A 14,723-nucleotide genomic window follows, 5' to 3' on the forward strand; every position below is an offset into this window, starting at 1 on the left:
GGCCGCGACACAGCGGCGAAGGCGAAGGCGGGCACAGTGGCAGGCACATTGTCCAAAGGCACATGGGAACGCGTCGCGCGTCTGCGGCGTCTGCGGCTTTACCGCAACGCCGCGACGCTGGGGCTGGCGCTGCTGGGCCCGGTGCTGGCGGCGCTGACCTTCGCGGTCATGGGCCCGTTCTCGACCGCCGAGCCGGGCGGCTCGGCGCTGCGGCTGGTGCTGTTGGCGGACCTGCTCTACCTGATCGTGCTGACCGGGCTGGTGGTGGCGCGCATGGCGCGCATCTTTGCCGCGCGGCGCAAATCCGCCGCCGGCTCGCGGCTGCACACCAGGCTGGTCGGCGTCTTTGCCACCATCGCGCTGGTGCCCACGGTGCTGGTGGCGCTGTTTGCCGGGCTGACGCTGAACATCGGGCTCGAAGGCTGGTTCTCGGGGCAGGTGCAGTCGGTGGTGGCCAGTTCGCTTTCCGCCGCCGAGGCCTATCAGGAAGAGCATCGCCGCGACCTGACCAATGACGCCAAGCTGCTGGCCGGCGCGCTGATGCAGGAGGTGCGGCGCAAGCCGCTGCTGGACGACGGCGACCTGCGGCTGCTGTTGACGGATTATCAAAGCAAGATCCAGCGCGGGCTGCGCGAGGCCTATGTCATCGACGGCAGCGGCACCATCCGCGCCCGCGGCGAGCGCAGCTATCAGTTCTGGTACGAACAGCCCACGCCCGCCGAGTTCGACGAGGCGGCGGCCAAGGGCATGGTGCTGATCGAGGACTGGCAGAACAACGAATTCCGCGCCCTGGTGCCGCTGACGCCGCTGGCCGACCGCTATCTCTATGTCACCCGCGACGTGGACGGCAAGCTGCTGGGCCTTCTGGACGACACCCGCCAGACCGTCGGCGACTATCAGCGGCTGGAAAAGGAACGCGGCCGCATCCTGCTGGAGTTCTCGCTGGTCTATCTGGGCTTCGCGCTTTTGCTGGTGGCGGCGGCGATGTGGCTGGGGCTGTGGTTCGCCGACCGGCTGTCGCGCCCGATCGGCCGGCTGGCCGAAGCATCCGAGCAGGTGGGCGAGGGCAACCTGGACCTGCAGATCCCCGAGCCCGACACCGGCGACGAGATCCAGACCCTGGGCCAGGCCTTCAACCGCATGACCCGGCAGCTGAAGCAGCAGCGGCTGGAGCTGGTCGAAAGCTATCGCACCGCCGACGACCAGCGCCGGCTGTTCGATTCGGTGCTGTCCTCGGTCACCGCCGGGGTGATCGGCCTGGACGCGGCGGGCGAGATCGACTTCCTGAACCGCTCGGCCACGCGGCTGCTGGGCCTGGACCCGGCGGCGGCGCACGACCGGCTGCTGTCCGATGCGGTGCCGGAATTCGCCCCGCTGTTTCAGCGGCTGGAGCATTCCGTCGCCGAATCGGTGCAGGACGAGATCCGCCTGACCCGCGAGGGCCGCGTCGAAAGCCTGCTGGTGCGCATGGCGATCCGGCGCGGCGCCGCCGGCGGCCTGGAAGGCTATGTCGTGGCGCTGGACGACGTGACCGACCTTGTCTCGGCGCAGCGCATGGCGGCCTGGGGCGACGTGGCGCGGCGGGTGGCGCATGAGATCAAGAACCCGCTGACCCCGATCCAGCTTTCGGCCGAGCGGCTGAAGCGCAAGTTCGCCCCCGTCGCCGGCGACGATGCCGAGGCGCTGGAGCAGCTGACCGGCGTCATCATCCGCCAGACGGGCGACCTGCGCCGCATCGTCGACGAATTCAGCCGCTTCGCCCGCATGCCCGAGCCGGACCGCAGGGAAACCGATCTGGCGAAGCTGCTGCGCGACAGCGCGCTGATGCAGCGCGACGCGCTGCAAGGCGCGCTGGTCGCCGAGATCCCCGAGCAGCCGGTGATCGTCGATGCCGATGCGGGGATGATGGGGCAGGTCTTCACCAACCTGCTGAAGAACGCCGGCGAGGCGCTGGACGAGCTGCGCCCGGCCCCACCCGCGGGCTGGCAGCCCAGAGTCGCGGTCCAGATGCTGGCCGCGCCCGATGCGGTCACCATCCGCATCACCGACAACGGCCCGGGCCTGCCCGAGGACCGCACCCGGCTCTTCGAGCCCTATGTGACGATGAAGCCCGGCGGCACCGGCCTCGGCCTGCCCATCGTCAAGAAGATCGTCGAGGAACATGGCGGCAGCCTGTCCCTGACCGACGCCCCCGACGGACAGGGCGCCATGGCCGAAATCCGCCTGCCGCGCGAGCGCCAGCCGGTGCGCCTGTCCACACGACGCCAGAAACACGAGCAGGAAACAACAAAATGAGCGATATTCTGATTGTCGATGACGAGCGGGACATCCGCGAACTGATTTCCGACATCCTGCGCGACGAGGGCTATGCGACCCGCCTCGCCGCCAATTCCGACCAGGCGGTGGCCGAGCTGAACCTCTCGGAGCCGGCGCTGATGATCCTCGACATCTGGCTGAAGGACAGCAAGATGGACGGGATCGACATCCTCAAGCAGGTCAAGCGCAACAACCCGGACGTGCCGGTGGTCATCATCTCGGGCCACGGCAATATCGAGATCGCGGTCGCGGCGATCAAGCAGGGCGCCTATGACTTCATCGAGAAGCCCTTCAACATCGACCAGCTACTGGTGGTGATCCGCCGCGCGATGGAAGCCTCGCGCCTGCGGCACGAGAATGCGACGCTGAAGCGGGTCGAGGCGCGGGCGGCCGAGATGCTGGGCAATTCCGCACCGTTCCGGCGGCTGCGCGAACAGCTGGACAAGGTGTCGAAGTCGAACGGCCGCATCATGCTGACCGGCGAGCCGGGGGCGGGCAAGGAAAGCGCCGCGCGCTACATCCACGCCCACAGCCCGCGCGCCCGCGAACCCTTCGTCACCGTGCCCTGCGCCACCATCGAGCCCGACCACATGGAAGAGGTGCTCTTCGGCCGCGAAACCTCCGAACGCGGCATCGAGCCGGGGCTGCTGGAGCAGGCGCATGGCGGGGTGATCTATTTCGACGAGGTCGCCGACATGCCGCTGGGCACCCAGCCCAAGATCCTGCGCGTGCTGACCGAACAGCAGTTCACGCGCGCCGGCGGCACCGACAAGGTGCGGGTCGACCTGCGGGTGATCTCCTCGACCAACCGCGACCTGGCGGTGGAAATCGCCGCCGGCCGCTTCCGCCAGGAACTCTACGACCGGCTGAACGTGGTGCCGGTGGCGGTGCCCTCGCTGGCCGAACGCCGCGACGACATCCCGACGCTGGCCGGGCATTTCATCGAGGTCTTTCACGCCACCCAGGGCCTGCCGCAGCGCGCCCTGCCCGAGGAAACCTGCGCCGCGCTGCAGGCGATGAACTGGCCGGGCAATATCCGCCAGCTGCGCAACGTGATCGAGCGGGTGCTGATCCTGGGCGACGGCCCGGGGCCGATCCTGCCCTCGGAACTGGAAACCCAGAACGGCGGCGCCAGCACCGGCGAGGCCCTGGCGCTGGGCCCGCAGATCACCAGCCTGGCGCTGCGCGAGGCGCGCGAGCTTTTCGAGCGGGAATACCTGCTGGCGCAGATCAACCGCTTCGGCGGCAATATCAGCCGCACGGCGCAATTCGTCGGCATGGAACGCTCGGCGCTGCATCGCAAGCTGAAGTCGCTCGGCGTCGTCGGCGGCGTGCGCGTCGAGGAGGAGATGATGGGGAAGTGACCCCGGACCTGCGCCGGTTGCCCGGTCGCATGGGTATTTGTGGAGCAAAGAAGCCGGAAGGTTGCGCCCCGGCCACCCCCGCGGATCAGGCGGGACAGGTTTTGGCCAAATGACCGGGGCGGCTTCTTCGCTCGCGGTCATCGGCTCCCCAGCCTGTACCGCTCGTGGAATATGGCTGAAAAACATGAAGGAGCGGTTAACGGCTTCTTTGCTCCACAAATACCCATGCGACATCTCTATCATCGCCAGGCTTGCCCACCTAGTCCCGGCGCTTTCCCAGTATCCGTCGCGTCCCGGGCGCGCTAGGATCGCGCTTCACGAAGGGCATGAACCGGGGCCGGAATGAAGATCATCATCTGCGGAGCGGGGCAGGTCGGCTGGCACATCGCCCGCCATCTTGCCGGCGAGCGCAACGATGTCACCATCATCGACACCAATGCCGAGCTGATCCGGCGCGCCACCGATGCGCTGGACGTCCAGGGCGTGACCGGCTTCGCCAGCCATCCCGACGTGCTGGACCGCGCCGGCGCCCGCGACGCCGACCTGATCATCGCCGCCACGCATTCGGACGAGGTGAACATGGTCACCTGCCAGGTGGCGCATTCCGTCTTCCAGGTGCCGCGAAAGATCGCGCGGCTGCGCAGCCCGGCCTATCTCGATGCGATCTGGTCGGACCTCTACCGCACCGACCACCTGTCCATCGACGTGGTCATCAGCCCCGAGCGCGAGGTGGCGCGGGCGGCGATCCAGCGGCTGTCGGCGCCCTCGACCTTCGATGCCGAGACCTTTCTCGACGGCCGGCTGGACCTGCTGGGCATCGTGCTCGACCCCGACAGCCCGGTGCTGAACACGCCGCTGCGGCAGCTGAACGAGATGTTCACCAGCCTCAGCGCCATCGTCAGCGGCGTCCGGCGCGGCGGGCGGCTGTTCGCGCCCGAGCCGGGCGACCAGCTGTTCGACGGCGACCAGGTCTATGTCTTCACCCGCACCGAGGACGTGCCGCGCACGCTGGAAATCTTCGGCAAGCCCGCCGCGCGGCAGGAAAGCGTCGTCATCATCGGCGCCGGCAATGTCGGCCTTGCCGTGGCCCAGGCGCTGGAGGCCCGGCCCGAGCGGGTGCGCGTCAAGCTGATCGAGCGTTCGCGCGGCCGGGCCGAGGATGCCGCCGACGCGCTGAACCGCACCATCGTGCTGAACGGCGACGGGCTTTCGGCCGAACTGCTGGAGGAGGCGGCCGTGCCGCGCGCCGATGCGGTGCTGGCGATCACCGATGACGACAAGACCAATATCCTGGCCGCCGTGCGTGCCAAGCAGGCCGGCGCCAAACTTGCGATCTCGCTGGTCAATGACCCGACCTTGATGTCGCTGATGGAGCCCCTGGACATCGACGCCTTCATCAACCCGCGCGCCAGCACGGTCTCGACCATCCTGCGCCATATCCGGCACGGCCGGGTGCGCGACATCTATTCCATCGGCGATGCCGAGGCCGAGGTGATCGAGGCGCAGGTGCTGTCCACCTCGCCCATCGCCGGGCGCGCCTTGCGCGACATCGAATTCCCCGAGGGCGCGCTGATGGGCGCCGTCCAGAAGGGCGAGCGCGTGGTCAAGCCCACCGGCGACCTGCGCATCGAGGAGGGCGACATCGTGGTTATCTTTGCCCTGGCATCCGACGTCCCCGAGGTCGAGCGCCTGCTTCAGGTCTCGATCGATTTCTTCTGAGGCCGGGGCATGGGGTGGCTGGCGCGCCTGCCGTTGATGGTGGTCCTGACCGGGATCGGCGGGGCGGCGATGGTGCTGCCCGGGCTTTACGCCCATGCCACCGACCAGCACAAGATCGGCTCGATCTTCCTGGGCTGCGCCGGGCTGGTCGTGCTCTTGTCGGCGATCCTGGGGCTGGCCACCGCCGAAAGGCCGGCCGGGCCGCAGGCGCGCAGCGTGCTTCTGGCCATGCTCGGCACCATGGCGGTGCTGCCGGCGGCGCTGGCGGTGCCCTTTGCGCTGGCGCTGCCCGACACCGGCTTCTTCAACGCCTGGTGGGAGATGATCTCCTGCCTGACCACCACCGGCGCCTCGCTTTACGCCGCCGACCTGCTGGCGCCGCCGCTCCACCTGTGGCGGGCGCTGGTCGGCTGGATGGGCGGGCTGTTCATGCTGATCGCCGCCGTGGCCCTGCTGGCGCCCTTGCGCGTCGGCGGGTTCGAGATCCTGTCCTCGCCCTATGGCCGCAGCGAGCGGTTCGAGCGGCTGCCGCGCTCGGCCGAGGCGGCTGCGGTGGTGACGCATCTCTCGGCGCCGGCCTTCCAGACCGAGCTGGTCGACCCGGTGCATCGGGTGATCCGCGCCGCCCGGGCGGTGTTTCCGCTTTACGCCGGGCTGACGCTGCTGATGTGGACGGTGCTGCTGATGCTGGGCGAGACCGGGCTCATCGCGCTGACCCGGGCGCTGGGCACGCTCTCGACCAGCGGCATCAGCCCGGTCAATGGCCCGGCGGGGCAGGGCAGCGGCATCGCCGGCGAGATGGTGATCTTCCTGTTCCTGATCCCGGCGCTGTCGCGCCGCTTCTGGCCCGGCGGCGGCGAGCTGATCGTCAGCGACAGCTGGCGCGGCGACCCCGAATTGCAGATGGCGGCGGGGGTGGTGCTGATGGTCTCGGCCATGCTGTTCCTGCGCCATTTCGCCGGCGCCATCGGCGTCTCGCCCCAAGGCGCCAAGGGCGTGCTCGAGACGCTGGACAGCGCGCTTTCCGCCGCTTGGGGCGGCATCTTCAACGGGCTCAGCTACTTGACCACGACCGGCTGGAACTCGGTCGAATGGCAGGGCGCGCGCAACTGGTCGGGGCTCAGCTCGCCCGGGCTGATGCTGGCGGGGCTGGCGATGATGGGCGGCGGCGTTGCCACCACGGCCGGCGGGGTGAAGCTCTTGCGCGTCTATGCCCTGGCCCGGCATTCCGAGCGTGAGCTGGAAAAGATCGTCCACCCCAGCTCCATCGGCGGCGGCGGGCTGATGGCGCGGCGGCTGCGGCGCGAGGGGGCCTATCTCGCCTTCATCTTCTTCATGCTCTTTGCCAGCTCCATCGCGGTGACGGTCATGCTGATCTCGCTGCAGCAGATCGAATTCGACACGGCGACGATCCTGTCCATCGCGGCGCTGACGAATACCGGCCCGCTCGCCGGCGCGATCCCGCTGACGCCGACCTTCCAGGGTTCGGCCGGCATGGCGGGCGCACCCTGGGAGGGATGGGCCGGCCTGCCCGGCCTGACCAAGGCGGTGCTGGCGGCGGCGATGATCGTCGGGCGGCTCGAGACGCTGGCGATTCTGGCGCTGTTCTCGCCCGAATACTGGCGCCGTTAGCGCCGATCACCGGCTTGCAAGCGCCCCGCGCCTCGCCTAAGTCTTGAAAACCAGCGATAAGAACAAGGTGCATCGAATGGCCGGCGACAAACAGAACCTCCAGGACGCTTTTCTGAATCATGTCCGCAAGGGCAAGGTTCCGGTGACGATTTTTCTTATCAATGGTGTGAAACTGCAGGGCGTCATCACCTGGTTCGACAATTTCTGCGTGCTGCTGCGCCGGGACGGCCAGTCGCAGCTTGTCTACAAGCATGCGATCTCGACCATCATGCCCGGCCAGCCGATCAGCCTTTACGACGGCGAGGACTGATTGGCCGAGCTGTCGGAAACGCAAGAGCGGCCGACCCGCGCCTATGTGATCCATCCGGACCTGGGCAATGCGCGCACCCGCCGCTCGCCCGAGCTGGCGCTGGAAGAGGCCGTGGCCCTGGCCCATGCCCTGCCCGCCATCGAGGTGACGGGCGCCGAGGTGGCGCGGCTGCGCAACCCCGATGCCGGCATGCTGTTTTCCAAGGGCAAGCGCGAGGAGATCGGCGAGCACCTGAAGGCCGTCGCCGAGGGCGAGGGCGCCGAGCTGGTGCTGATCGACGGGCCGGTGACGCCGGTCCAGCAGCGCAACCTGGAAAAGGCATGGGGCGTCAAGATCCTGGATCGCACCGGGCTGATCCTGGAGATCTTCGCCGACCGCGCCCAGACCCGCGAGGGCGTGTTGCAGGTGGAACTGGCGGCGCTGGCCTATCAGCGCACCCGGCTGGTCCGGGCCTGGACGCACCTGGAACGCCAGCGCGGCGGATTGGGCTTCGTCGGCGGCCCCGGCGAGACCCAGATCGAGGCCGACCGCCGCGCCATCGACGAGCAGATGGTGCGGCTGCGCCGGCAGCTGGAGCGCGTGGTCAAGACCCGCGAGCTGCACCGCAAGGCCCGCGCCAAGGTGCCCTATCCCATCGTGGCACTGGTGGGTTACACCAACGCCGGCAAGTCCACGCTGTTCAACACGCTGACCGGGGCCGAGGTGCTGGCGCAGGACCAGCTTTTCGCCACGCTGGACCCGACCATGCGGCAGATGGTGCTGCCGGGCGGGCGCCGGGTGATCCTGTCCGACACCGTGGGTTTCATCAGCGACCTGCCGCATGAGCTGGTCGCCGCCTTCCGCGCCACGCTGGAAGAAGTGCTGGCCGCCGACCTGATCCTGCATGTCCGCGACATCTCGCATCCCGAGACCGAGGAACAGGCGGGCGACGTGGGCGAGATCCTCGAATCGCTGGGCGTCGAGGAGGATGTGCCGCTGATCGAGGTCTGGAACAAGATCGACGCGCTTTCACCCGAGACCCGCGCCGCGCTGCGCCGGACGGATGCCCGCACCGAGGGCGTGCAGGCGATTTCGGCGCTGTCGGGCGAGGGTATCGCCGACCTGCTGGCCGCCGTCGATGCGCGCCTGGCCGAGGCGCTGGACGAACCGGCCGAGGAGGCCGAACTGCGCCTGCCGGCCGAGGACGGCCGCCGCCGCGCCTGGCTGCATCGCCAGGGCATCGTCGTCTCCGAGGAAATGACCGAGACCGGCGTGCACCTGCTGGTGCGCTGGACCGCCCGGCAGAAGGCGGAATACGCGGCGCTGTGATCCGCGGGATCGGTGCCCGTCATGCGTAACGCAGGTATCTTCTTTGTTGCTTAAATACCCATGCGGCGGCTCCAGCGGCGCTGTCCCATGGGTATTTGAACAACGAAAAAAAGCCACACGGCCGCTTTCCGGGGGCGGCCGTTCCGGCATCAGGCGGGCAGGGCGTCCAACTCGTGCTGCCAAGGCGGGTTGGCGCCGGGGCGCGAGACGGTGATCGCCGCCGCGCGGGTGCCGAGGGTCAGCGCCCGCAGCAGGGTTTCCGGGGTCAGGGCGGCGATGCCCGCGCGGCTGAGCGCGCCTGACTGGTGCAGCGCCGCCAGCACTCCGGCGTTGAAGGTGTCGCCGGCGCCGATGGTGTCGGCGACCTCGACCCGCGTGGCCGGGGCGTCGAGCGGCGCGCCCTGCCAATGCGCCCGGGCTCCGGCCGAGCCGCCGGTCTGCAGCACCACCTTCGCCCCCTTGGCGAGGATGGCGGCGGCGGCTTCCTCGAAGCGCGCCCCTGGCATCAGCCATTCCAGATCGTCGCCCGAGAGCTTGACCAGGTCGGCCCGGGCCAGCAGCCGCTCCAGCCGGGCGCGATAGGTGGCCTCGTCGCTGATGAAGAAGGGGCGGATGTTCGGGTCCAGCATGACCGGGACGCGGGGGTGCAGCCGTTCGACCAGCGCCTCGATCGCCGCGCCGCAGGGGTCGGGCACCAGGCTGATGCCGCCCACGAACAGGGCCGAGACCGATTCGGGGATCTCGGGCAGGTCTTCGGGCGCCAGCATCCGGCCGGCCGAGCCTTCGTCGTAGAAGGCATAGCGCGCCTCGCCCCCGGTCAGGGTGACGAAGGCCAGGGTGGTCAGCCGGTCGCTGCGCGGGCAGAGGCCGGTGTCGACATTCGCCTCGGCCAGCGGGCGCAGCAGCATCTCGCCGAAGCCGTCGCGCGAGATCGGCCACAGATAGCCGGTCGGCGCGCCTATGCGGCCCAGGGCGATGGCAGTGTTGTAGACCGCGCCGCCGGGCAGCGGCCGGTAATGGGCGCCCTCGGGCACCATGTCGATCAGCGATTCGCCGGCGCACAGGATCATGACGCCCCCTCCCTCAAGGTCCGTTGTCCGACTGATAGCGGTAACTGCCGCTGATGGAAATATCCGGCGTGAGCGGGCCGGTCCCGATCCGCACATAGCCGCCGCGTTCGTTCAGCCACAGCAGGGCGGCGACGACCGCCAGGGCCAGCAGCACGGCCAGCGTGATTTTCCACACCGACCAGGGCCGTTCGCCCTGCACCCGGCCGGATTGGCCGTTGACCACGAAGCGATAGCTCTGGCCGTTGTAGCGATAGGCGGCGGTCCAGACCGGCAGCAGGATATGCTTGAAGCACTCATCCGCATAGCGGGTCTGGATGCCGGTGATCTGCTGTTCGTTGCCGCCGATGGCGCGGCGCACGTCCATGGCGATCACGCCGGCCATTTCCTGGCGCGCGATGTCATGGCCGGCGGCCAGCGGGATGGTATAGCCCTCGGCCAGGAAGCCCGCGAGATATTCCGGGCTGTAGGGCACCAGATGCGACAGATCCCAGGGCGCCAAGGCATCGGTGATGCGGCGCGGCAGGGCGCTGGCGGCCAGCACCAGCACGTCGTCGAAATTCCGCGCCACCTGGCCCGAGACCGGCGTCCAGCGCGTGCGGCGCACCTGCTGCGCCACGCGCTGCTGGCGGCCGTTGACCGTCTGCGTGACATAGACGGTTTCGTAATACCAGTCGCCGCGCGCCCCGCTGTAGCGCGAGCGCGTGTCGGCGTCGAAGGTCCAGAACGGCGAATAGACCCCGTTCATTCGCTTGCCGCGCCTGGCATAGGCGGTAAGGCCCGAGGGCGCGAACCACAACCCCTTCATCCAGTCGTCGAGCGCGGATTTCGCCTGCGCCTCGGTGATGACGAAGGGCAGCACGCCCTGCGGCTTCAGCTGCCTTGTGGCGCCGGTATCGGTGACGACCGGCGTGGCGCAGAACGGGCAGGTCGAGGCGTGCTGGTCGGAGGTGATCTCGACCTTGGCGCCGCAATTCGGGCAGGAGAGGGTGCGGACGGTCTCGGCCAGGTCCGATCCGGCATCGAGGCGCAGCCCCTGGTCCAGCGGGATCTCGCGCAGGTCGGACTTGTGGCCGCTGTCCCATTGCAGCGCGCGGCCGGTCGAGGGGTCGTTCAGGATGACCCGGTCGCCCCAGGGTCCCTGCGCCGCCTGCCGGGCGGGCGCGCGGGCGGGGCCGGGGCCGATATGCTGCTCGTGCCCGCAATAGGGGCAGACCAGGCTTTGCTGACCGGGCGAGAATTCCAGGCTCGCGCCGCAATTCTCGCACGGGTAGCGGTATTCCGAAGGCGGTGTCGGCATGCGTCAGCCCTTGGGCACCGGGGGCGGCGGCGGGGGCGGGGCGATGGTGAAGAGCTGGGCCAGTTCGGCCACGTCCTCGGCCGGTTTCCAGCCGTCCTGGCCAGGGGTCCAGACCAGGGTTTCGCGGGTGAAGCCGCCCTGCTGGGCCAGCCGGCCCAGATGGGCGCGGCCATAGGGGCCTTGCGCGGCGCCGTCGACGGCGATGTGCCAGACGGTTTCGGGATGCAGCGGCGGCGGGCTCTGCGGGGCCTGCTGGCCAGGGATCGCGCCCCAGGGCCCGCGCCCGGCCATCGCCGCGCCGAGGCCAGCGCCGAGGCCCGCCCCGATGCCGGCGCCCATGCCGCCGGCTTGTTGCGAGGCGTTCAGCATCGCCTCGGAGGCGGCATATTGGCCGAAGCGGTTCAGGTCGCCGACGATGCCCATCGAGGTGCGCTTGTCGAGCATCTTTTCCACCGCGTCGGGCAGGCTGATGTTCTCGACATAGAATTCCGGGATGGTCAGGCCGTATTCGGCGACCGTGGGGCTGATCGCCCTGGCGACCATCTGGCCGAATTGCGCCGTGTTCGCCGCCATGTCCAGCACCGGGATGCCCGAGCCCGCGATCATGCGCGAGAATTCCTGCACGATGATGTTGCGCAGCTGGAAGGTGATCTCGTCCTTGGTGAATTCGCCGTCGGTGCCGACGATCTCGGTCATGAAGCGGCCGGGGTCGGTCACGCGCATGGAATAGGTGCCGAAGGCGCGGATGCGCACCGGGCCGAATTCCGGGTCCCGCGCGATGACCGGATTTTTTGTCCCCCATTTCAGATCGTTGAAGCGGGTGGTGTTGACGAAATAGATCTCGGACTTGAAGGGGCTGCGGAAGCCGTGGTCCCAGTGCTGCAGCCGGGTCAGGATCGGCAGGTTGTTGGTTTCCAGCATGTAGAGGCCGGGCTGGAACACGTCGGCAAGCTGGCCTTCGTGGATGAAGACGGCGGCCTGGCCCTCGCGCACGGTCAGCTTGGCGCCGTATTTGATGGCGCGGCCGACGGTCGGGAAGCGATAGACCATGGTGTCGCGGCTGTCGTCGGTCCATTCGATGATCTCGATGAACTCGCCGCCGAGGATGTTGAAAAGCGACATGGGGCGTTCCTTCTGCGGCTTCGATCTGCGTGAGGATAGGCCCCAGAGCATGGGTTTCGTCAAGCTGGCACAGCGGGGCCGGGTTGCCTGGCGGGTCGGCGTTTACCTTTTCTTGAGGGGTTGGTGGTAGGGCTTTGGCAAGCTGACCCCAATGCCGAGCCCGCTGGATGCTGTCTCCGTCCGAGTCCTGTCATGATGCCCTGGTCCCCGCGTGACGGCGCGCGGGCCGCGCGTCTGGCACGGTCGGCAGGGGTATTTGGAAAACGGAAAAAATCGCGGGCCTTGGGGTTTTGCGACGCGCCCTGCTCGGGGTGGGCGCGTGATCCGGCGTGCATGGGCCGTGAGGACGGCTCGGCGGGGCGTTGCCCTAGACCTCCGTGCCCAGCAGTTCGCGGGCGATCTGCAAGACGATGGGGCGGGCCTCGGCCTCGGTCATGCCGGGGCGCAGGCGCGGGTCGTAGAGGATCTTCAGCAACAGCTCGTCGTGCCGGGTCAGATAGGCGAATTCCTCGTCGTCGTTGAAGATCGAGGGCCGGGCGCGCGGGCTGTCGTTGGCAAGGCCCATGCCCTGGGCCAGTTCCTCGTGCAGGCAGGAGCGGCGCAGGCGCGGCGGCAGCTCGGCCCGGACCAGCGCCACGGCCTGCGAATAGACCGGCGAGTTGCCGCTGGAATAGGCGAAGACCGTGCAATAATTCTGCGGCACCAGGTCGCGCAGCGCGGCGATGTCGCCCTCGGGGATGCCGGGGACCAGGCTGGCCAGCCGGGGGCCGATGGCGCGGCGCTCGTCCTCGCTGAGGATCAGCACCTGGAAATTGCCGGCGGCGCCGGTCAGCCCGACCGGATGGCCGCTGACCCGTTGCAGCCGGGCGGCGACATCGGCGATCTCGGCGCGGTCGCGGTTGCGCTGGACCGGCGCGACCGAATCGCCGAACTCCAGCCGGATCGCCACCGGCTGCTGCCAGCGGCGCAAGGGCGCGGGCGTCGGGCGCGAGATCAGCTTGCCGCCCTGGCGCAGGTATTCGTCATGCAGGGCGACCTCGACGAAATCCTCGGCCAGCTTCTCGGGCGTCAGCGCGATGTCGCTGCCGTCATCGGTGCGCAGCCGGCCGCGCGCGATCAGCGCCTGCTCGATCCCCGTCAGATAGTCGCGCATGTTGCGGCTGGCGGGGGTATTGGCGGCGACATCGGCGCGGGCGGCGGCGGCGCGGGCGGTCTCGGCACGCTCGCGGCGCAGGGCGGCCTGGTCGGCGCGGGGTTGTTCGGGGCGCTGCGGCGGCGGCGCCTCGGCCGCGGGCGGCGGCGTCTCGGGCTCGGGCGGCCGGTCCGAGCAGGCGGCCAGCGCCAGCAGCAGCGCGAGCGCCAGGCAGGGGCGGGCCGGCCGGGTCACGACGGCTGCGTCGCGCTGGGGTTGCGGGGGCTGGCCGAGGCGAGGGTCTGGCGCAATTCGCTCTCCATCGTGCGCAGATCCTCCTCGGCGGCGGCGCGGCGGGCGCGGCCCTCGTCGGCGATGCGCAGGCTGTCCTCGATGGTCGAGATCAGCTCGGCATTGGCGGTGCGCACCGCCTCGATGTCGAAGACGCCGCGCTCCAGCTGGGTGCGGATCTGGGCATTGGCCTGGCGCAGGTTCTTGGCATTGGCGGTCAGCAGGTCGTTGGTCAGGTCGTTCGCCTCCTTGACCGCGCGGGCGGCCTCGGCGCCGCGCTGGATGGTGACGGCCTGCGCCAGCTGGGTTTCCCACAGCGGCACCGTGTTCACCAGCGTCGAATTGATCTTTGTCACCAAGGACTTGTCGTTTTCCTGCACCAGCCGGATCGAGGGCAGCGACTGCATCGTCACCTGCCGCGTCAGCTTCAGGTCATGCACCCGGCGTTCCAGGTCGTCGCGGGCTGCGCGCAGGTCGCGCAGTTCCTGCGCGGCCATGACCTTGTCGGGCTCGGGCGCGGCCTCGACGGCGGCCTGTTTCGCGGGAATGTCCTCGCGGTCGATCTGCGCCAGCTTGTGCTCGCCCGCGACGATATAGAGCGCGAGCTCGTCATAGAAGTTCAGCGTGCGGTCATAGAGCAGGTCCAGCGACTTGATGTCCTTCAGCAGCCGGTGCTGATGCTGGTCCAGTTCGACGGTGATGCGGTCGATCTGCGACTGCACCTGTTCGTAATTGGCGACGAATTTCGCGAAGGGCGCGGCGCGGCCCATCAGCTTTTCCCACCAGCTGCGCTGGCGGCGCACGTCGAGCTCGGTGACCGAAAAGCCGCGGATGGTGGTCACGATCTCGCGCAGCGACTCGCCGGCGGGGCCCACGTCCTTGTTCTTGACGTCGGCCAGCATGGCCTGGCTGATTTCCTGCAACTCGTTCTGGGCGCGGGCGCCGAAATGCACGATCGAGCCCGAGTCCCGGATGTCGATCTCGTCCATGCGCTGGCGGATCTGCGCGGCCACCGCCGGGTCGGCCTGTTCCAGCGGCGGCACGGCGGCCGGGGGCTCGGGCAGGATCACCGAGGTCACGGTCTGGATCTCGTCCAGGGCGGCTTGGGCATTGGCCTGCGTCTGCGAGGTCATCCGGCTTCGTCCTTTTCTATGCGGGCGTG

The 14,723-nt window shown here is 69.1% G+C and carries 11 protein-coding genes; 6 read left to right on the forward strand and 5 right to left on the reverse strand.

From position 1 onward, the window contains the following. Positions 1–36: 36 nt before the first annotated feature. From E3D03_RS04105 to hflX, 6 genes are all read left to right on the forward strand, one after another. The gene (locus tag E3D03_RS04105; protein WP_263565929.1) at positions 37–2,295 is read left to right on the forward strand and encodes a sensor histidine kinase NtrY-like; all 2,259 of its coding nucleotides are present in this window, start codon (positions 37–39) and stop codon (positions 2,293–2,295) included. Further along, positions 2,292–3,680, forward strand: coding sequence for a sigma-54-dependent transcriptional regulator (locus E3D03_RS04110; RefSeq protein WP_263565930.1), 1,389 nt, complete (start codon positions 2,292–2,294; stop codon positions 3,678–3,680). Before E3D03_RS04105 ends, E3D03_RS04110 begins: the two co-directional genes overlap by 4 nt. Before the next feature lie 342 nt (positions 3,681–4,022). Continuing rightward, on the forward strand, positions 4,023–5,399 hold the full coding sequence (gene trkA, locus E3D03_RS04115) for a Trk system potassium transporter TrkA (RefSeq protein WP_263565931.1): 1,377 nt from the start codon (positions 4,023–4,025) through the stop codon (positions 5,397–5,399). Between the two features lie 9 nt (positions 5,400–5,408). Continuing rightward, the gene (locus E3D03_RS04120) at positions 5,409–7,031 is read left to right on the forward strand and encodes a TrkH family potassium uptake protein (RefSeq protein WP_263565932.1); all 1,623 of its coding nucleotides are present in this window, start codon (positions 5,409–5,411) and stop codon (positions 7,029–7,031) included. Positions 7,032–7,107: 76 nt separating this feature from the next. Continuing rightward, positions 7,108–7,341 carry an RNA chaperone Hfq gene (gene hfq / locus E3D03_RS04125; RefSeq protein ID WP_017999735.1) on the forward strand — a complete coding sequence of 78 codons (234 nt, stop codon included), beginning with the start codon at positions 7,108–7,110 and terminating at the stop codon, positions 7,339–7,341. After that, positions 7,342–8,649: a GTPase HflX gene (gene hflX / locus E3D03_RS04130; RefSeq protein WP_263565933.1), complete on the forward strand. Its 1,308-nt coding sequence runs from the start codon at positions 7,342–7,344 to the stop codon at positions 8,647–8,649. A gap of 149 nt (positions 8,650–8,798) precedes the next feature. Here hflX and E3D03_RS04135 read toward each other — a convergent pair whose 3' ends face one another. The 5 genes from E3D03_RS04135 to E3D03_RS04155 form a co-directional block, all read right to left on the reverse strand. Next, on the reverse strand, positions 8,799–9,719 hold the full coding sequence (locus E3D03_RS04135; RefSeq protein ID WP_263565934.1) for a carbohydrate kinase family protein: 921 nt from the start codon (positions 9,717–9,719) through the stop codon (positions 8,799–8,801). 13 nt (positions 9,720–9,732) lie between these two features. Next, the gene (locus tag E3D03_RS04140) at positions 9,733–11,016 is read right to left on the reverse strand and encodes a zinc ribbon domain-containing protein (protein WP_263565935.1); all 1,284 of its coding nucleotides are present in this window, start codon (positions 11,014–11,016) and stop codon (positions 9,733–9,735) included. 3 nt (positions 11,017–11,019) lie between these two features. Next, positions 11,020–12,138 carry an SPFH domain-containing protein gene (locus tag E3D03_RS04145; protein WP_263565936.1) on the reverse strand — a complete coding sequence of 373 codons (1,119 nt, stop codon included), beginning with the start codon at positions 12,136–12,138 and terminating at the stop codon, positions 11,020–11,022. Between the two features lie 367 nt (positions 12,139–12,505). Further along, positions 12,506–13,525, reverse strand: a complete 1,020-nt coding sequence (locus E3D03_RS04150; RefSeq protein ID WP_263565937.1) for a DUF2927 domain-containing protein — start codon at positions 13,523–13,525, stop codon at positions 12,506–12,508. Then, entirely contained in the window at positions 13,522–14,694 is a 1,173-nt protein-coding gene (locus tag E3D03_RS04155) for a toxic anion resistance protein (protein WP_263565938.1), read from the reverse strand. Before E3D03_RS04155 ends, E3D03_RS04150 begins: the two co-directional genes overlap by 4 nt. Between the last annotated feature and the right edge of the window lie 29 nt (positions 14,695–14,723).

It is taken from the genome of Paracoccus sp. DMF, from assembly GCF_004407025.1.
GTDB lineage: Bacteria > Pseudomonadota > Alphaproteobacteria > Rhodobacterales > Rhodobacteraceae > Paracoccus > Paracoccus aminovorans_B.